The organism is Isoptericola sp. b515 (assembly GCF_030588125.1).
GTDB lineage: Bacteria > Actinomycetota > Actinomycetes > Actinomycetales > Cellulomonadaceae > Isoptericola > Isoptericola sediminis.
In genome coordinates, this window is record NZ_JAUQYR010000001.1 from 671,666 (window position 1) to 688,958 (window position 17,293).

A 17,293-nucleotide genomic window follows, 5' to 3' on the forward strand; every position below is an offset into this window, starting at 1 on the left:
GACACCGAGCGACCAGCAACAGGTGGGTCCGGCGTCAGGCGTCAGGCGAGGCCGAGCGCTCCGGCCAGCACCCGCGCACCGGGGGTCCGCTCCGCCGCGGGCACGGCCGCGACCGCCTGGAGCTGCCACCCCATCCACGGGCTGAACGCCCACGGCGTCGCCTCGACGGCCGCGCGGACCTCGTGCGCCGGCGCCCACACGTGCTCGGAGACCTCGTCCGGGTTCGGCGTCAGGTCCCCGTCGACGCGGGCGACGTACACCGGGCAGATCTCGTTCTCGACCACGCCCGAGGCGTCCACGGCGCGGTAGCGGAACTCGGGCAGCACCACGTCGACGCCGGTGACGGTGGCACCCAGCTCGTGCTCGGCGTGCCGGGCGATCGAGTCCTCCACCGCCTCCGTCCAGCGCAGGTGGCCGCAGAACGAGTTCGTCCACACGCCCGGCCAGGTGCGCTTGACCAGCGCGCGCCGCGTGATCAGCAGGTTGTCCGCGTCGTCGAGCAGGTAGCAGGAGAACGCCAGGTGCAGGGGCGTGTCGGTGGTGTGCACCTCGGCCCGCGGGAACGTGCCGGTCCGCTCGCCGGCGTCGTCGCACAGGACGACGTGGTCGGCGGTGGTGGGGACGTGCGTGGTGCTCATCGGTTCATCGCCTTCGTCATCCGGGTGTCCATGTCCTCGCTCGGTCGGAGCTCGCCGTCGTCGGCCGCCCGGCGCAGGGCCCTGGCCAGCCGGGCCGCCGCCGCGAGACCCTCAGGGCCAGCGTTCCAGGCGCCGAACCAGTCGGCGACCGACACACCGTGCGTCGGCCGTGACACGACCTCCACGGCGTCGCCGGCGCCGAGCTCGCCGCCCTCGACGACCCGCAGGTACGTGCCCGTGCGGTTCGCCTCGGTGAACCGCCGTACCCAGCGCTCCGGCGACCCGAGCCGCCGGGCGAAGGTGGCGCACGGGGTGCGGGGCTGGGTCACCTCGAGCACGGCCGACCCGACCCGCCACCGCTCGCCGATCAGCGCACCGCCCACGTCCAGGCCGCGGGTGCGCAGGTTCTCGCCGAACAGTCCCGGGGTGACCTCCCGGCCCAGCTCGGCGGCCCAGAAGCGGGCGTCCTCCTCGGCGTAGGCGTAGACCGCCTGCTCCGGTCCGCCGTGGTGCACCCGGTCCGCCTGGACGTCGGCGTACAGGCCGTGGGTGCCGGCCTTCACCCGCCCGGCGACCGCGCGCTTGTCGATCGCCGTGACGCCCACGGTCCCCGCGTCCGGCAGGAGCTGGTGCACGCGGCACACGGCGAGGAGTTCAGCCATGGGCCTCATGCTGCCACTGTTCGGCGCCGCCGCGGCGACGACGCCGCCACACGAGCAGCCCGTACGCCGCGAGGATGACGGCGACGAGCCCCGCGGTGGCGACGAGCTGGGCGCGCGCCGCGTCGTCGGACAGCATGAGGACGGCCAGGGCGACGAGTGCGGCCAGGGTGAGCCAGGTCAGCCACGGGAAGGCCCACATCCGCAGGCGCATCGGCACCCCCGTGCGCCGCGCCTCGGCCTCCAGGCGCGGCCGCAGCCGCAGCTGGGAGACGGCGATGAGCAGCCAGACCACGAACAGGGCCGAGCCGACCGCGTTGAGCAGGACGGAGAGCAGCACCTCCGGGAGCAGCCGGTTGAGCACGACCGCGACGACCCCGAAGAACACCGACACCGCCACCGCCACCCACGGCACGTCGCGCCGAGAGATGCGGGTCGCCACCGCCGGCGCGTCACGTCGCTCCCCGAGGGAGAACAGCATGCGCGAGGTGCCGTACACCTGGGCGTTGAACGCGCTCAGCAGCGCCAGGACGACCACGACCTCCATGAGCCGCGCGGCTCCGTCGAACCCGGCGAGCTGCAGGACCGCCACGAACGGCGAGGTGAGGGCGTCGGCGTCGTCCCACGGCACCAGCGCGACGATGATCGCCACGGACCCGAGGTAGAAGACCAGGATGCGCCACAGGATCGTGCGGGTGGCGCGGGCGACGGCGTCGCGCGGGTCGCGGGCCTCGGCCGCGGCGATCGCCACGATCTCGATCCCGCCGAACGCGAAGGCGACGGCGAGCAGACCGGCGGCGATCCCCGGCACCCCGGCCGGCGCGAAGCCGCCGTGCGCCGCCCAGTCGCCCAGCACGCCGCCCGCCACGGGGATCACGCCGACGACGACGAGCAGGCCGACGGCGAGGAAGGCCACGATGGCGGCGACCTTGACCAGGGCGAACCAGAACTCGGCCTCGCCGAACTGCCGCACCCCGATCAGGTTGATCCCGCCGAAGACGGCGACCACGACGCCGGCGACCACCCACTGCGGGACGGCCGGCCACCAGGCGGTGGCGATCTCGGCGACGCCGGTGACCTCCACGCCGAGGACCATGATGAGCATGAACCAGTAGAGCCACCCGAGCAGGAAGCCGGCCCACCGTCCGAGCGCCACCTCGGCGTACACGGAGAACGACCCGGAGGCCGGCAGGGCGGACGCCATCTCGGCGAGCATCCGCATGACGGCCACGACGATCGCCCCGGCGATGGCGTAGCTGATCAGCACCGCCGGGCCCGCCGTCGCGATCGCCTCGCCGGACCCCAGGAACAGCCCGGCCCCGATCGCGGAGCCGAGCCCCATCATCGTCAGGTGCCGGGGCCGCAGGCCGTGGGCGAGGGGTTCCGCGGGGGCCGTGACGGCCTCGTCGGGGCCGTCGCCGGATGTCGTCGTCACCGGGTCACGCTAGCCCGCCCTCCGGGCCGGCGCCGACACCCGGCCTACAGTGGCGACGTCCGTCCCTCGACCCCTGGAGCGCTCCATGACCCTCGACCTGCACGGATCGTCCGCCGTCGTGACCGGCGCGAGCTCCGGCATCGGCGCCGTCGTCGCGGCGCGGCTCGCGGCCCGAGGAGCCGACCTCGTGCTGGTCGCCCGCCGCACGGACCGCCTCGAGGAGCTCGCGGCCCGGCTGCGCGCGGAGCACGGCGTCGCGGTCGACGTCGTGCCCGCCGACCTCACCACCCCGGACGGTGTCACCGAGGTCGTCAAGGCCGCCCGCGCCGCCGACCGTCCCGTCGGCACCCTGGTCAACAACGCCGGGTTCGGCACGCACGGCCCCTTCGTCGAGGAGGACCCGCAGCGCGTCGACGACGAGGTCGCCCTCAACGTGACGGCGCTGACGAACCTCACCCGCGCGCTGCTGCCCGACCTGCTCGCCCACGGCTCCGGCGCGGTCGTCAACGTGGCCAGCACCGCGGCGTTCCAGCCGCTGCCGCGGATGGCCGTCTACGGCGCGACCAAGGCCTACGTCCTCAGCTTCACCGAGGCGCTGTCGGTCGAGCTGCGGGGGACGGGCGTCCACGCGATCGCGCTCTGCCCGGGTGCGACGCGCACGGAGTTCTTCGACGTCGTCGGGTCCGAGGAGCCGGCGGTGGGCCGCTTCCAGACGGCCGACCAGGTCGCCGACACGCTGTTCCGGGCGCTGGACCGCCGTCGGCCTCCCGCGACCGTGGTGTCCGGCCGGGCGAACGCCCTGGCGGGCGCCCTCGTCGGCGTGCTGCCCCGCCGGCTGGCGCTCGCGGCGGTCTCCCGCGTGACGGGCGGCTGACGGCCGACCGCCGGAGCCCGCACGGTCCGTACCGCGCGGGCCCGGCGGTCAGCCCGTGGCGAGGTCGCGGCGCCGGAAGCCCACGAACCCGAGCACCGTGAGCACCACGGCGACACCCCACAGCAGCGCGAGGTCGCCGGCGTACGACTCCTCGGAGAACACCTCCGGCACCCCGTCGAACGGCGAGACCCGGTAGACCCAGTCCGGCAGGTCGAGGACCTGGCCGAACATCCCGACGACGAACGTGTAGGCCACCAGCGCCCAGCCGAGCCCCGTCAGCCGCGGCACCCAGCCGTACAGCGCGACGACGAGCCCGAGGAACACCGCGAGCGCCGGCAGGTGGGTCCACACGACCACGCTGTAGTCGCCGAACCCCTGGTCTTCCCACCCGGCGATCGCGGCACCGGCCCACAGCCCGTAGACGCTGACGGCCAGCAGCACCGCCGTGCCGAACCCGGCGACGGCGAGCTGCGCCCCGAGCCAGCGGTGCCGGGACACGGGGTGGGAGAAGACGACCTCGGCACGGCCCGAGGACTCCTCGACCTTGGGACGCTGGGCCATGACGACGGCGTAGGCGGCGCAGCAGACGGCGGCGTACAGCACGAGCACGCTGATGAACCCGACGGCGAGCTGGGACGGGTCGTCGCCGAACAGCTGGGCCAGCACCGGGTTGTCCACGACCATGTCGCCGATCATGTCGCCGATGCCCGGCAGCATGGTGCCGGAGGCGAACCACATCAGCCCGAGCCCGAGGCAGCTCCACAGCAGGGCCCAGCGCTGCTGCAGCCAGGCCATCGCCAGGGGTCCGCGCAGCGTGACGGCGGCGTCGGGCCGGCCGGCACGGGTCTCGACGAGGCTCCCGCCGAAGTCCCGGCGGGAGGCGAGCACCGCCGCCAGCACGAGGAGGGCGACGATCGCGACGACGCTCAGCGCGACGGGCCACCAGCGCAGGTCGACGAAGGCACGCATCTGCTGGGCCCAGGCGATCGGCGAGAACCAGGACAGGGTGGACCCGCCGAGCTCGCGGATGTCCCCGACGGCCCGGACGACGAACGCGACGGCGAAGACGGCCAGGCTCACCCCGGTCGCGGTGCGGGCGTGACCGACCACCTGGCACACGACGAGTGCGACGGCCCCGAACACGAGCGCGCTGAGCCCGGAACCGATCGTCATGGCGAACGAGTCCGCCACGGCGAGGTCGCCCACGGCCACCATGGCCAGTGCCGACAGCACGGCGATGACCGCCTGCACGAGCACGAGCGTGATCATCGCGGCCACGGCCGGGGCGTGCCGGCCGACGACGGCGGCCCGCACCAGTTCCGAGCGGTTCGACTCCTCCTCGGCGCGGGTGTGGCGCACCACGTGCAGGATCGACAGGATCGCGAGCGCGAGCACCATCCACGTGATGCCCTCGTTCGACATGGCGACCCCGGTCGAGTAGTCGTCCAGGCCGTACCCGGGGCCGCCCATGACGATGCCGGCGGGCGTCTCCATCAGGGCGGCCCGCCCCTGCATCGCGGCGGGGTCGTCGAAGAACAGGTTCAGGGCGAACGTGAAGTACGTGTAGAAGAACACGACCGAGGCCGTCCACACGGTCAGGCGCACCCGGTCCTGGCGCAGCATGAAGCGCACGAGCGCGCCGGTGCCGGTCAGGGTGGCCCCGCGGGCGGGCTCGGCGGTCCGGACGGCGGGCGGGGCGACGGCGGTGCTCATCGTGCTCCCGCCTCGCTCGTCGTCGGGGCGGCCGCGTGCCGCCCCGGGGCGTTCCCGGTCCCGTCGGTCGACTCGCCGTCGGCGGACACGTCGTCGCCGTAGTGCCGCAGGAACAGCTCCTCCAGCGACGGCGGCGCGGCGGTGAAGGAGCGCACGTCGAGGCCGGAGAGCGCGGTGAGCACGCTGCCCATGGCCGTGTTGTCGACGTCGAAGGAGATCCGCGTCCCCTCGAGGTCGTCGTGGGTCTGCAGGTCGTGCACCCCGTCCAGGGCGGTCACCCGCGCCGGGTCGCCCGCCACCACGGCCGTCACGCTGGACCGGGTCAGGTGGCGCAGCTCGTCGAGGGTGCCGGACTCGACCGCGCGTCCGGCGCGGATGATCGTCACGGTGTCGCAGACCTTCTCGACCTCGGACAGGATGTGGCTGCTCAGCAGCACCGAGGTGCCCTGCGCCGCGGCCTCGCGCACGCGCTCGGTGAACACCGCCTCCATGAGCGGGTCGAGGCCGGCGGTGGGCTCGTCGAGGATGAGCAGCGGCACCTCGGTCGCGAAGGCGGCCACGAGGGCGACCTTCTGCCGGTTGCCCTTGGAGTACGTGCGGGCCTTCTTGGAGGGGTCGAGCTCGAAGGCCTCCAGCAGCTCGGCCTTGCGCCGCGGGTCGGGGCGTCCGCGCAGCCGGGAGAGGAAGTCGATGGCTTCCCCGCCGGTCAGGTGGGGCCACAGCGTCACGTCGCCGGGGACGTAGGCGAGGCGGCGGTGCAGCTCCACGGCGTCGCGCCAGGGGTCGGCACCGAACAGCCGCGCGGAGCCGGCCGTCGCGCGCAGGAGCCCGAGCAGCACGCGGATGGTGGTGGACTTCCCGGAGCCGTTGGGCCCGAGGAACCCGGCCACCTCCCCCTCGGCGACGGACAGGTCGAGACCGTCCAGGGCGCGGGTGGGGCCGAAGTGCTTGTGCAGGTCGTGGATCTCGATGGGGAGCGCGCCGGCGCTCGGGGTGCTGGTCATGGTTCCTCGTTCGTGGTCTCGGGGGCGGGTGCGTCGTCGGACTCGCCGCCCGTCGGAGGGTCGGAGACGTAGAGCAGGTAGTCGTCGAGCATGCGACGGCTGGTGAGGAAGCCCTGGGCGTAGAGCTCGATCATCGGCAGGTAGTGCTCGGCCAGGAAGGTGCGCACGGTGGCCCCGACGTCCTCCGGGTCCTCCGGCGGGTTCAGGGTGAGGGCGAGCGAGAGGGTGCCCAGCGAGGACAGCGTGAGGTACCGGACCCGGGCGTCCTCGTCGACGCTGGGCTTGGCGATCCCGGCGGCCACGGCCTCGCGGGTGTAGACGCGGGCGTCCTCGATCATGTGCTCCACGAACGCCCGGGCGACGTCGCCGCCCGCCTGCAGGGAGCGCACCACGTAGCCGAGCAGGGGCGCGTACTCGTCGACCTCGGCGAGCACCTGCAGGAGCTGTCCGCCGGTGGCCCGGCCCATGTTCTGCCGCTTGGACTCGACGATCCCGGCCAGCACGTGCTCGTCGCAGGCGGCGTGCAGCGCGTCCTTGGAGCCGAAGTGGTGGATCACCAGCGCCGGGCTCACCCCCGCGTCCGCGGCGATGGTGCGCACCGACGTGCCGAACCCGGACCGCGCGAACCGCAGCACGGCCGCGTCCCGGATGCGGTCCCGGGTCGACCCGGGCGCACCGGCCGAGGACGGGCCCGGATCGGCGTCGGCGGCGAGGGCTGAACTCATGTTCACCAGATTAAACACGTGTTCAGCCTGCCCACAAGGGGTGACGGCGGATGCGCTTGATTCGAAGTTCGTCTATATTGACAGGAGTCGAATCAGCTAGGAGACGTCGTGCCCCTCACCGCCGCGGACACCCCGGTCCGCGCCCGCCTGTCCACCCTCGACCGCTGGCTGCCGCTGTGGATCGGCCTGGCGATGGTGACCGGCCTGGCGCTGGGACGGTTCGTCCCCGTGCTCGGCGACGCCCTCGAGGCGATGGAGGTCGGCGGTATCTCCCTGCCCATCGCGCTCGGGCTGCTGGTGATGATGTATCCGGTGCTCGCCAAGGTCCGGTACGACCGGGTCGCCGCCGTCACCGGGGACAAGGCCCTGCTCGTCAGCTCGCTGGTGCTCAACTGGCTCGTCGGGCCGGCGCTGATGTTCGCCCTCGCGTGGATCTTCCTGCCCGACCTGCCCGCGTACCGCACCGGGCTGATCATCGTGGGGCTCGCCCGCTGCATCGCCATGGTCGTCATCTGGAACGACCTGGCCTGCGGCGACCGCGAGGCCGCGGCCGTGCTCGTCGCGGTCAACTCGGTCTTCCAGGTCGTGATGTTCTCGGTGCTCGGGTACTTCTACCTCACGGTGCTGCCCGGGTGGTTGGGCCTGGACACCGCGGGCCTGGACGTCTCGATCGGGCAGATCGCCCTGAACGTGCTGGTCTTCCTCGGCATCCCGCTCGCGGCCGGCTTCGCCTCCCGGGCGATCGGCGAGCGCACCCGGGGGCTCGACTGGTACGAGGAGCGGTTCGTCCCGCGCGTCGGCCCGTGGGCCCTGTACGGCCTGCTGTTCACGATCGTGCTGCTGTTCGCCCTGCAGGGTGAGCAGATCAGCAACCACCCCGGCGACGTCGCCCGGATCGCGCTGCCGCTGCTGGCGTACTTCGCGATCATGTGGGGCCTCGGCATGATCGCCGGCAGGGCCCTCGACCTGGGCTACGCCCGCACCACGACGCTCGCGTTCACCGCGGCCGGCAACAACTTCGAGCTCGCCATCGCCGTCGCCGTCGCGACCTTCGGCGCCACGTCCGGCGAGGCGCTCGCCGGCGTCGTCGGGCCGCTCATCGAGGTCCCCGTCCTCGTGGGCCTCGTCTACGTCACCCTGTGGGCCGGACGCCGCTGGTTCGGCGTCGACCCGCTCGCGGCTCCCGGCGGCACCGAGGCCGCCATGACCGCGCCCCCGGACACGGAGGTCCGCGCATGACCGTCGCACCGTCACCCGACCAGTCCCCCGGCGGATCCGCCGACCAGACCGCCGGACCGGCACCCGTGCCCGCCGACGGCCGCGCCCTCGGCCCCGACGTGGCCGTCTCGGTCGCGGGGGTGCTCAAGGCGCTCGCCGACCCGCTGCGCCTACGCATGCTGTCCGCCATCGCCACCGCCCCGGGCGGCGAGGCCCACGTGGGCGACCTCGCCGCGCTGGCCGAGGTCTCCCAGCCCACCGTCTCCCACCACCTCAAGGTGCTGCGCGACGTCGGCGTGCTGAGCGCCGACCGGCGCGGCACCTCGGTGTTCTACCGGGTGGCCCCGGTGTACCGCACCGCCGTGACCACGCTGCTGGACCGGTTCGCCCCCGCCGTCGCGGACTCCGGACGGGTCGCCACACCGGAGGACCCCGGCGCCGGGCGGTGGACCGAGCTCCACGGCCTGGCCGACGTCGACCGCGAGCTCGGCCGGCTCGCCGAGTCGTTGGCGGCCCGTATCCCGGGCACCAGCGAGGACGAGGCGCTGCGGGTCGTGCGCGAGTCGTACACCGCCCTGGCCCGCCGCGGGGGCATCCCCGTCCACCTCGTCGCGCTCACCGAGCACTTCGCCCGCCAGCGCCTCGCGGACGCCGCCAAGAACCGCACGGTCGAGGCCCCCGGGCCCGACCCCGACCACCCGCCGCAGGTGCTGTTCGTCTGCGTCGGCAACGCCGGCCGCTCCCAGCTGGCCGCGGCGCTGCTGGCCCGCAGCGCCGGGGACCGGGTGGTGGTCCGTTCGGCCGGGTCGGTGCCTGCCGGCGACGTGCACGACGTCGTCCGCCCGGTGCTGGAGGACCTCGGCGCGCCCGACGACGTCTTCTTCCCCAAGCCGCTGACCGACGACGCCGTGCGCGCCGCCGACGTGGTCGTCACCATGGGCTGCGGGGACTCCGTCCCCGTGCTGCCCGGCAAGCGGTACGAGGACTGGGTCGTCGGGGATCCCGCGCTCGCCTCGCCGGCGGGCGTCCGGGCCATCCGCGACGAGCTCGACGCCCGCGTCCACCGCCTCATCGACACCCTTCTCTGAGAGGAACGTCCGACATGCCCACCCCCTCCGTGCTGTTCGTCTGCGTCCACAACGCCGGCCGCTCCCAGATGGCCGCCGGGTTCCTGCGCGCGCTCGGCGGCGACGCCGTCGAGGTCCGCTCCGCCGGGTCCGCCCCGAAGGACTCGATCAACCCCGTCGCCGTCGAGGCGATGCTGGAGCAGGGCGTCGACCTCCGCGCCGAGCAGCCCAAGGTGCTCACCGACGACGCGGTGCAGGCCTCCGACGTCGTCATCACCATGGGCTGCGGCGACGCCTGCCCCATCTACCCCGGCAAGCGCTACGAGGACTGGCAGCTCGACGACCCGGCCGGCCAGGGCATCGACGCCGTGCGCCCGATCCGCGACGAGATCGAGCGCCGGGTGCGGGAGCTGCTCGCCTCGCTCGACGTCGAGGTGGTCGCCCGATGAGCGACGGGCCGAAGATCGTCGTCGTCGGGTCCGTCGCCGCCGGCACCACGGCCGCCGCCAAGGCCCGGCGCGGGTCGGAGGACGCCGAGATCGTCGTCTACGAGCGCGACCGGGACATCTCCTACTCGGGCTGCGGGCTGCCGTTCTACCTCGGCGGCGTCGTGGAGAGCATGGACGATCTCACCCCGCGCGACCCCTCGTGGTTCGCGCAGCGCTACGCGATCGACGTGCGCACCGGCCACGAGGTCACCGACGTCGACGCCAGGTCCCGCACGATCACCGTCCAGGACCTGGCCACCGGCGAGACGTTCACCGACGGCTACGACGAGCTCGTCCTCGCCACCGGTGTCTCCCCCGTCGTGCCGCCGCTGCCCGGCGTGGACGCCGACGGCGTGTTCACGCTGCGCAACCCGTCCGACGCCCGGGCGATCCGGCAGTGGATCGAGTCCCGCGGCGTCGAGCGGGCGGTGGTCGTCGGCGCCGGGTACATCGGGCTGGAGGCCGCCGAGCAGCTCACCGAGCGCGGTCTCGAGGTCACCGTGGTCGAGCAGGAGCCGCACGCGATGCCCTCCCTGGACGCCGACGTCGCCGACCGCGTCGACGACGAGCTGCGCGACCACGGCGTCGAGCTGCTCACCAGGGCGCGGGTGACCGCGATCGAGACGGCCGACGACGGCGCGGCCCGGGCCGTCGTCGTCGCGGCGGACGAGGACGGGAAGGACCGGACCGTGCCGGCCGGGCTGGTGATCGTCGCGGTCGGGGTCCGGCCGAACCTCGAGCTGGCGGAGGCCGCCGGGGTGCGCGTCGGGGAGACCGGCGCGATCGCCGTCGACCGCCGCGGCCGGACCTCGGTGGAGCACGTGTGGGCCGTCGGGGACGTCGCCGAGAGCTTCGACCTCATCACCGGCGAGCCGGTCTGGGTGCCGCTCGGGTCGACGGCCAACAAGATGGGCCGCATCACGGGAGACGTGCTCACCGGCGGGGACCTGGAGCACCGCGGGATCCTCGGGACGTCGATCGTGCGCGTCTTCGACCTCGCCGTGGCGCAGACCGGGCTCTCGGAGGACCGCGCCCGCGCCGCCGGGTTCGACCCGGTCGTCGTGCACAACATCAAACCCGACCGGCCCGAGTACCTCGGCGGCCAGGAGATGCTGATCAAGGCCGTCGCGGACCGCGTCACCGGGCGGCTGCTCGGTGCCCAGATCGTCGGACCGTCGGGTGTGGACAAGCGCGTCGACGTGCTCGCCACCGCCATCAGCTTCGGGGCGCGGGCCGAGGACCTGTTCCACCTCGACCTCGCCTACGCCCCGCCGTTCTCCACCACCAAGGACCCGGTGCACTACACGGGCATGGCGCTGGACGGCGCCGTCAGCGGGCGGGCCGGGCTCGTCTCGTCCGCCGAGCTGGACCGCCGGCGTGACGCGGGCGGCAGCCTCCAGGTGGTCGACCTGCGCTCCGCGAAGGATCGCGAGCGCTCGTCCGTCGACGGCTCCGTGCACATCCCGTTGGCCGAGCTGCGGGCCCGGGCCGCCGAGCTCGACGCGGCAGTGCCCACGATCGTCTACTGCAACAAGGGCGTCACCGCCAACGCCGGGCAGAACGTGCTGCGCAACCGCGGGTTCGCCGACGTCGCGAACCTGTCGGGCGGCAACACGACCTACCAGCGCCACCTGCGCGGCCGCGGCCTGTCAGGATGAGCGCGCACCACAGGAACCCACCCGAAGGAACCGCTCCGTGACCCGGCTCGCCCGCCGCCTCGGCACGAAGGACGCCGTCGCGATCGGACTCGGATCCATGATCGGCGCCGGCGTCTTCGCCGCGTTCGCCCCGGCTGCCCGCGCCGTGCTGCCCGCCGGCACCGGCTGGGCGCTGCTCGGGGCCCTGACGCTGGCCGCCCTCGCGGCGTACGCCAACGCGACCAGCTCGGCCCAGCTCGCCGCCCAGTACCCGGTGGCCGGCGGTACGTACGTCTACGGCCGCGAACGCCTCGGCGAGTGGTGGGGCTACCTGGCCGGGTGGGGGTTCGTCGTCGGCAAGACGGCGAGCTGTGCCGCCATGGCCCTGACCTTCGCCGCCTATGCCGCCCCGCCCGGCTGGGAGCGTCCGGTCGCGGCGGTGGCGGTGGTCGCGCTGGCCGCGGTGAACTACCGGGGCGTGACCCGCACGGCCCGGCTGACGCGCTGGATCGTCGCCCTCGTGCTGCTCGTGCTGGCGACCTGGACCGCCGTGGTGTGGTCGGGCGCGGCCGCCCCGTCGCTCGGGATCGGCGCCGTCACCCCGACGGACGGCGGCTGGGCGGTGGCCTACGGGGTGCTGCAGGCCGCGGGTCTGCTGTTCTTCGCGTTCGCCGGGTACGCGCGCATCGCCACGATGGGCGAGGAGGTGCGCGACCCGCGCCGCACGATCCCGCGGGCGGTGCTGCTGGCGCTCGGTGGTGCCGTCGTGGTGTACACGGTGGTGGCCCTCACGCTGCTCGGGTCCCTGGGCCTGGACGGCATCGCCGGCACGACGGCGCCGCTGGCCGCCGCGGTCGACGGCTCACCGTGGGCCGGGGTGGTCGTGCGGGTCGGGGCGGCGGCCGCCTCGCTGGGCGCGCTGCTGGCGCTCGTGGCCGGCATCGGGCGGACGTCGTTGGCGATGGCGCGCGAGGGCGACCTGCCTCGCTGGCTGTCGGCGGTGCACCCCCGCTTCGGGGTGCCGCACCGGGCCGAGGTGGCGCTGGCCGTGGTCGTCGTGGCGCTCGTGCTGGCCGTCGACCTGCGCGGCGCGATCGGGTTCTCCAGCGTGGGTGTGCTGCTGTACTACGCGGTCGCCAACGCCAGCGCCTGGACGCAGACCCCCGAGCACCGGCTGTACCCGCGCGTGCTGCAGGGGTTCGGCCTGGTCGCGTGCCTCGTGCTCGTGGTGACGCTGCCCGTCGGCGCGGTGCTGACCGGGGTCGGCGTGTTCGCCGTGGGGGTGCTCGTCCGGTGGGTCCGGCAGCGGCGGTCCCGCACGGGCTCGACGTCCTAGGACCGGCAGGGGTCGATACCGTGGGAGGGATGACGTCCCTCGGCACCCACCCCCGCCCGCTCGCTGCCGCCCGTCGCGCCGTGCTCGAACGCCGGGTGCGCTGGATCGTCACCGCGACGATCGCCTACAACGTCGTCGAAGCCGTGGTGGCCCTCACCGCCGGCCACCTGGCCTCCTCGGCGGCCCTGGTCGGGTTCGGGCTCGACTCGGTCGTCGAGGTGCTCTCCGCCGCCGCGGTGGCCTGGCAGTTCGCCGCCCCCGACCCGCACCGGCGTGAACGGGTGGCGCTGCGCCTGATCGCGTTCTCGTTCTTCGGGCTGGCCGCGTTCGTCACCGTCGAGGCCGTGCGCACCCTGCTCGGGGCGGTCGAACCCGACCACTCGACCGTCGGTATCGCGCTCGCCGCCGTCAGCCTCGCCGTCATGCCGCTGCTGTCCTGGTTCGAACGCCGCACGGGCCGGGAGCTCGGATCGGCCTCCGCCGTCTCCGACTCGAAGCAGACCCTGATCTGCAGCTACCTCTCGGCCGTGCTGCTCGTCGGCCTGGTGCTCAACGCGACCCTCGGCTGGACGTGGGCCGACCCGGTGGCGGCGCTCGTCATCGCCGGGTTCGCCGTCCGGGAGGGCCTCGAGGCGTGGCGTGGGGACGCCTGCTGCACCCCGGTCGCGGCGATGGTCGGCCACGAGGACGGGGACCACGCCGGCGACTGCTGCGGCGGCGACGACTGCTGCGACGCCAGCTCCTGACCCGACCGCCCACCGCGCGAGTCAGCACGACACCGCGCGAGTCAGGACAGTTCTTCGCGAGTCAGGACAGTTCTTCGCGAGTCAGGACAGTTCTTCGCGAGTCAGGACCGGTCGGCGACGAGTCAGCGCCGGGCCCGGCTGGCGCCGAACGGCCCGCCGAACACGAACGAGATCCCCAGCACGTAGCCGAAGTCGTACCAGTTGCCGCTGTTGTGGACCTCGTAGATCGAGACGGTGTCGGTGAACAGCGACACCACGAAGGTGACCGGCAGGATCATGCCCTGCCAGAGCCCGTACCAGAACCCGGCCGGGTCCTCGGCGCCGGCGGGGGCGGTGTCGAGCGCGGGGTTCGCGCCGGCCGCGCAGGCCGAGAGCAGGGTGAGCACGAGGACGACGGCGGCGGCCGTCACCAGACGGCGGGAGCGGCTGGTCATGCGTCCAGCGTGGCACCGGGTGCGGGCCGTCGCGCGACGGCGGCGGCGCGCACCCGGTGCCGACGAACCTACCGCGGCGCCGACGACAGCGCGACCGGCCGGGGTCCCGGCTCCGCCGTCGTCCCGCAGCAGCCGTCGCCGCCGTCCGGCTCCGCCAGGTCCGTCGAGCAGACCCCCGTGGTCGGCAGCTCCAGGTGGACGGCGTCGGCGGCCGCCCGGTCCCCCGCCAGTGCCGCGGCGATGGACCGGACCTGCTCGTACCCGGTGGCGAGCAGGAACGTCGGCGCCCGGCCGTACGACTTCATCCCGGCCAGGTAGAAGCCGGCGTCGGGGTGGCTGAGCACGGACTCGCCGTGCGGTTCGACGGACCCGCACGAGTGCAGGTTCGGGTCGATGAGCGGGGCGAGCCGGGACGGCGCCTCGACGACGGGGTCGAGGTCGAGGCGGATCTCGCGCAGGAGGTCGAGGTCGGGCCGGAACCCGGTGGCCCCGACGACCTGGTGGACGGCGAGGTCGAGCGAACCGTCGACCCCGGCACGGCGTCCGGTCCCGCGCACGCGGACGACGTCACCGTCGGGCACGAGCTCGTCGACCGCGGCGCGGGTGATCAGCTCGAGGCGGCCGGCCTCGACGGCGTCGCGCAGCCGGCTGCCGAGCAACCCGCGGGCCGGGAGCTGGTCGTCGGCACCACCGCCGAACAGCCGGCGCGCCGAGCCCCCGCGGATGGCCCAGGTGACGCGGGTGCCGGCCACCTCGTCCGCCAGCGTCGTCAGGGCGAGCAAGGTGTTGGCGGCCGAGTGCCCCGTCCCCACGACCAGGGTGTGCCGGCCGGCGAACCGGTCCCGGTCGGCGCCGAGGACGTCCGGCAGGGGCCCCGTGACGAAGGTCCGCGCCGCCTCCTCGCCCACCGCGGGGATGCCGTGCGCACCGACGGGGTTGGGGCGGGTCCAGGTGCCGGAGGCGTCGACGACGGCCCGGGCGAGCACGTCCCGGGTGCTGCCGTCGGCCCCGACGGTCCGCACGCGGTAGGCACGGCGCTCACGTCCCAGGGAACGGGTGCGGTCGGCCCCGTCGCGGACGACGGCGGTGACCCGGGTGCCGTACGCGATGCGGTCGCGCAGGGCGTCGGTGGTGGCCAGCGGCTCGAGGTAGTCGTGGACGAGGTCCGCGCCCGTGGGGAGCGCCTCGAGGTCCGGCTCCTGCCACGTGCCGGTGGCCTCGAGCAGACGGCGGGAGGCCGGGTCGACGCAGTACCGCCAGGGCGAGAACAGCCGCACGTGCCTCCACTCGGCCACCGCCGCGCCGGGGCCTTCACCGGCCTCCAGCACGAGCGGGTCGAGCCCGCGTTCGAGCAGGTGCGCCGCGGCCGCGAGCCCGGTCGGGCCTGCGCCGATCACCACGACCGGGTACTCCGTCGTCGTCCCCATGACTGCCTCCATATCGATACTTGTCGATGCGTCCGCGGACAACATATCCACACTTGTCGATACGTGGCAAGATGGAGGCCATGACGACGACCGAGACGCCTGCCACCGACGCACCGGCGGGCTCCTGCTGCGTCGAACCGGCCGCTGCGGGCGTCGACGCCGCGCGTGCCCAGGAGCTGGCCCGCGTGTTCAAGGCCCTCGGCGAGCCCGCCCGGGTGCGCCTGCTCTCGATCGTCGCGGCCCAGCAGGGCCACGAGGCGTGCGTCTGCGACCTCACGGAACCCGTCGGCCTGAGCCAGCCGACCGTCAGCCACCACCTCAAGGTGCTCGTCGACGCCGGGCTGCTGACCCGCAGCCAGCGGGGGCGGTGGGCCTACTACGCGGTGGCTCCCGGCGCGCTCGACCGGACGGCCGCGGCGCTGGGCAGCCTCTGACAGGCTGCCGGCCGCGCGGCCCACGGGCCGTGCGCCGCGCGGCCGCTCACCGCGTGATGACGGGCGCCCGCTCCGGGAGGCGGTCGAGGCGGTCGGCCGTGGAGATCGCGCACTCGGCGAGCTCCGTGGCGATCTGGGCCGACAACCCGAGGTAGCCGGCCGGGTCGACGAGCTCGTGCAGCTCGTCCGGCGCGAACGACCCGCCCACCAGCGGGTCCGCCTGCAGCAGCTCCAGGAACGGTGTGTCCTGCGTGGCGGCCGCCTGCGCCACCTCGAAGACGACGTCGTGCGCCTTCTGCCGACCGATCTTCTCCCCCAGGGCGAGCATCAGCGCCTCGGAGCCGATCATGCCCTCGGACAGCTTGATGTTCTCGCGCATCCGGGCCGGGTCGAGCTCGAGGCCGGCCAGGATGACCTGCAGCCGGGCCAGCATGTCGCCGGCCAGCACCGCCGCCGACGCCGAGACGTCCTCGAGCAGCGCGGTCATCGCCCCGTTGGCCTCCTGGTCGTGCAGCATCGACTCCAGCGCCGGGGTCGCCAGGGCCCGCAGCTCGGACGACATCGTCAACAGGTCCAGGGCGAGCTGGGGGTTGCGCTTGTGCGGCATCGTCGACGACCCGACCGTCCCCTCGGGGACCGGCTCGAAGGCCTCGGCGAACTCCGGCTGCATGAGCGCGTAGACGTCGCGACCGATCTTGCCGATCGTCCCCGCGAGCTGGGCGAGGACCAGCACGAGCTCGACGATGCCGTCGTTGACCGAGCGGGACGGCACCCGCATCGGGTGCAGCGAGAGCCGCTGGGCGACGCCCGCCTCGATGACGCGCCCGGCGTCCCCGAAGGACGCGAACGTGCCGGCAGCGCCGCCCATGAGGACGCAGAACAGGCGGTCGTCGAGCCGTTCGAGGCGTTCGGTGTGCGCGACGAGCTGGTCGATCCACACCGCGACCTTGAACCCGAAGGTGACCGGCACGGCGTGCTGGGAGTGGGTGCGGCCCGCCATCGGCAGGTCGGCCGCCCCCTCGGCCAGGGCCGCGGCGGCCCGGAGCGTGCCGCCGAGCTGGCGCAGCAGCACGCGGTGGGCGTCGCGCAGCACCAGCACGTCGGCGGTCTGGGTGATGTTCTGCGTCGTCGCACCCCAGTGCACCCAGCCGCCGTGCTTGGACCCGACGACGCGGGCGAACTCCTCGATGAGCGGCACCAGCGGGTGGCTGGCCTCCGCCGTGCCCGCCAGCACACGCTTGATGTCGAGCTTCTCGATGCGGGCGGTCAGCGCGATCGCCCGGGCGGACTCCTTCGGGATGACGCCGGCGTCGGCCTCCGCCAGGGCCAGCGCGGCCTCGACGTCGAGCCGGGCCTGCCAGCGGTTCTCGCGCGTGAACAGCGCGGCGATGCCCGGGTCGGGGACCCGGCCCTCGGTGAAGCGTCCGAACGGTGCGACGATCATGTCCAGCTCCTGTC

The 17,293-nt window shown here is 74.1% G+C and carries 17 protein-coding genes; 8 read left to right on the forward strand and 9 right to left on the reverse strand.

Features of this window, described 5'->3' with window-relative positions:
- Positions 1–41 precede the first annotated feature (41 nt).
- Genes idi through Q6350_RS03165 form a run of 3 tightly spaced genes read right to left on the reverse strand, consistent with a single transcriptional unit; the run spans position 42 to position 2,642 of the window.
- Entirely contained in the window at positions 42–638 is a 597-nt protein-coding gene (gene idi / locus Q6350_RS03155; protein WP_305065126.1) for an isopentenyl-diphosphate Delta-isomerase, read from the reverse strand.
- Positions 635–1,300 carry an MOSC domain-containing protein gene (locus Q6350_RS03160; RefSeq protein WP_304602811.1) on the reverse strand — a complete coding sequence of 222 codons (666 nt, stop codon included), beginning with the start codon at positions 1,298–1,300 and terminating at the stop codon, positions 635–637. The genes idi and Q6350_RS03160 overlap by 4 nt, the downstream gene beginning before the upstream one ends.
- Positions 1,293–2,642, reverse strand: coding sequence for an amino acid permease (locus Q6350_RS03165; RefSeq protein ID WP_370375363.1), 1,350 nt, complete (start codon positions 2,640–2,642; stop codon positions 1,293–1,295). Before Q6350_RS03165 ends, Q6350_RS03160 begins: the two co-directional genes overlap by 8 nt.
- A gap of 175 nt (positions 2,643–2,817) precedes the next feature.
- On the opposite strand from Q6350_RS03165, the gene Q6350_RS03170 reads away from it, so the two are divergent.
- Positions 2,818–3,606 (forward strand): SDR family oxidoreductase, encoded by a 789-nt coding sequence (locus Q6350_RS03170; protein ID WP_304602813.1) that lies wholly within the window; start codon positions 2,818–2,820, stop codon positions 3,604–3,606.
- Positions 3,607–3,654: 48 nt separating this feature from the next.
- Here Q6350_RS03170 and Q6350_RS03175 read toward each other — a convergent pair whose 3' ends face one another.
- From Q6350_RS03175 to Q6350_RS03185, 3 genes are read right to left on the reverse strand one after another with little or no spacing between them, the layout of a single operon-like run.
- Positions 3,655–5,319: an ABC transporter permease gene (locus Q6350_RS03175; protein WP_304602814.1), complete on the reverse strand. Its 1,665-nt coding sequence runs from the start codon at positions 5,317–5,319 to the stop codon at positions 3,655–3,657.
- A complete protein-coding gene (locus tag Q6350_RS03180; protein WP_304602815.1) occupies positions 5,316–6,323 on the reverse strand; it encodes an ABC transporter ATP-binding protein in 1,008 nt (335 codons plus the stop codon). Before Q6350_RS03180 ends, Q6350_RS03175 begins: the two co-directional genes overlap by 4 nt.
- Positions 6,320–7,048 carry a TetR/AcrR family transcriptional regulator gene (locus Q6350_RS03185; RefSeq protein ID WP_304602816.1) on the reverse strand — a complete coding sequence of 243 codons (729 nt, stop codon included), beginning with the start codon at positions 7,046–7,048 and terminating at the stop codon, positions 6,320–6,322. Before Q6350_RS03185 ends, Q6350_RS03180 begins: the two co-directional genes overlap by 4 nt.
- Before the next feature lie 108 nt (positions 7,049–7,156).
- Here Q6350_RS03185 and arsB point away from each other — a divergent pair, with 108 nt between their 5' ends.
- From arsB to Q6350_RS03215, 6 genes are read left to right on the forward strand one after another with little or no spacing between them, the layout of a single operon-like run.
- A complete protein-coding gene (gene arsB, locus Q6350_RS03190) occupies positions 7,157–8,287 on the forward strand; it encodes an ACR3 family arsenite efflux transporter (protein ID WP_305065130.1) in 1,131 nt (376 codons plus the stop codon).
- Complete coding sequence (locus tag Q6350_RS03195) at positions 8,284–9,354, forward strand: metalloregulator ArsR/SmtB family transcription factor (RefSeq protein WP_305065132.1); 1,071 nt, start codon at positions 8,284–8,286, stop codon at positions 9,352–9,354. The genes arsB and Q6350_RS03195 overlap by 4 nt, the downstream gene beginning before the upstream one ends.
- Before the next feature lie 14 nt (positions 9,355–9,368).
- The gene (locus Q6350_RS03200; protein ID WP_304602819.1) at positions 9,369–9,782 is read left to right on the forward strand and encodes an arsenate reductase ArsC; all 414 of its coding nucleotides are present in this window, start codon (positions 9,369–9,371) and stop codon (positions 9,780–9,782) included.
- Complete coding sequence (locus Q6350_RS03205; RefSeq protein WP_305065134.1) at positions 9,779–11,479, forward strand: FAD-dependent oxidoreductase; 1,701 nt, start codon at positions 9,779–9,781, stop codon at positions 11,477–11,479. The genes Q6350_RS03200 and Q6350_RS03205 overlap by 4 nt, the downstream gene beginning before the upstream one ends.
- A gap of 37 nt (positions 11,480–11,516) precedes the next feature.
- Positions 11,517–12,794 carry an APC family permease gene (locus tag Q6350_RS03210; RefSeq protein ID WP_305065136.1) on the forward strand — a complete coding sequence of 426 codons (1,278 nt, stop codon included), beginning with the start codon at positions 11,517–11,519 and terminating at the stop codon, positions 12,792–12,794.
- A 29-nt stretch (positions 12,795–12,823) separates the two neighbouring features.
- A complete protein-coding gene (locus Q6350_RS03215; protein ID WP_304602822.1) occupies positions 12,824–13,540 on the forward strand; it encodes a cation diffusion facilitator family transporter in 717 nt (238 codons plus the stop codon).
- 122 nt (positions 13,541–13,662) lie between these two features.
- On the opposite strand, the gene Q6350_RS03220 is transcribed toward Q6350_RS03215, so the two are convergent.
- Positions 13,663–13,974, reverse strand: coding sequence for a hypothetical protein (locus Q6350_RS03220; protein WP_171246162.1), 312 nt, complete (start codon positions 13,972–13,974; stop codon positions 13,663–13,665).
- Between the two features lie 68 nt (positions 13,975–14,042).
- Positions 14,043–15,401: an FAD-dependent oxidoreductase gene (locus Q6350_RS03225; protein WP_305065139.1), complete on the reverse strand. Its 1,359-nt coding sequence runs from the start codon at positions 15,399–15,401 to the stop codon at positions 14,043–14,045.
- An 80-nt stretch (positions 15,402–15,481) separates the two neighbouring features.
- Here Q6350_RS03225 and Q6350_RS03230 point away from each other — a divergent pair, with 80 nt between their 5' ends.
- Entirely contained in the window at positions 15,482–15,835 is a 354-nt protein-coding gene (locus Q6350_RS03230) for a helix-turn-helix transcriptional regulator (RefSeq protein ID WP_171246160.1), read from the forward strand.
- Between the two features lie 46 nt (positions 15,836–15,881).
- On the opposite strand, the gene Q6350_RS03235 is transcribed toward Q6350_RS03230, so the two are convergent.
- Positions 15,882–17,279: an adenylosuccinate lyase family protein gene (locus tag Q6350_RS03235; RefSeq protein WP_304602824.1), complete on the reverse strand. Its 1,398-nt coding sequence runs from the start codon at positions 17,277–17,279 to the stop codon at positions 15,882–15,884.
- Positions 17,280–17,293 lie beyond the last annotated feature (14 nt).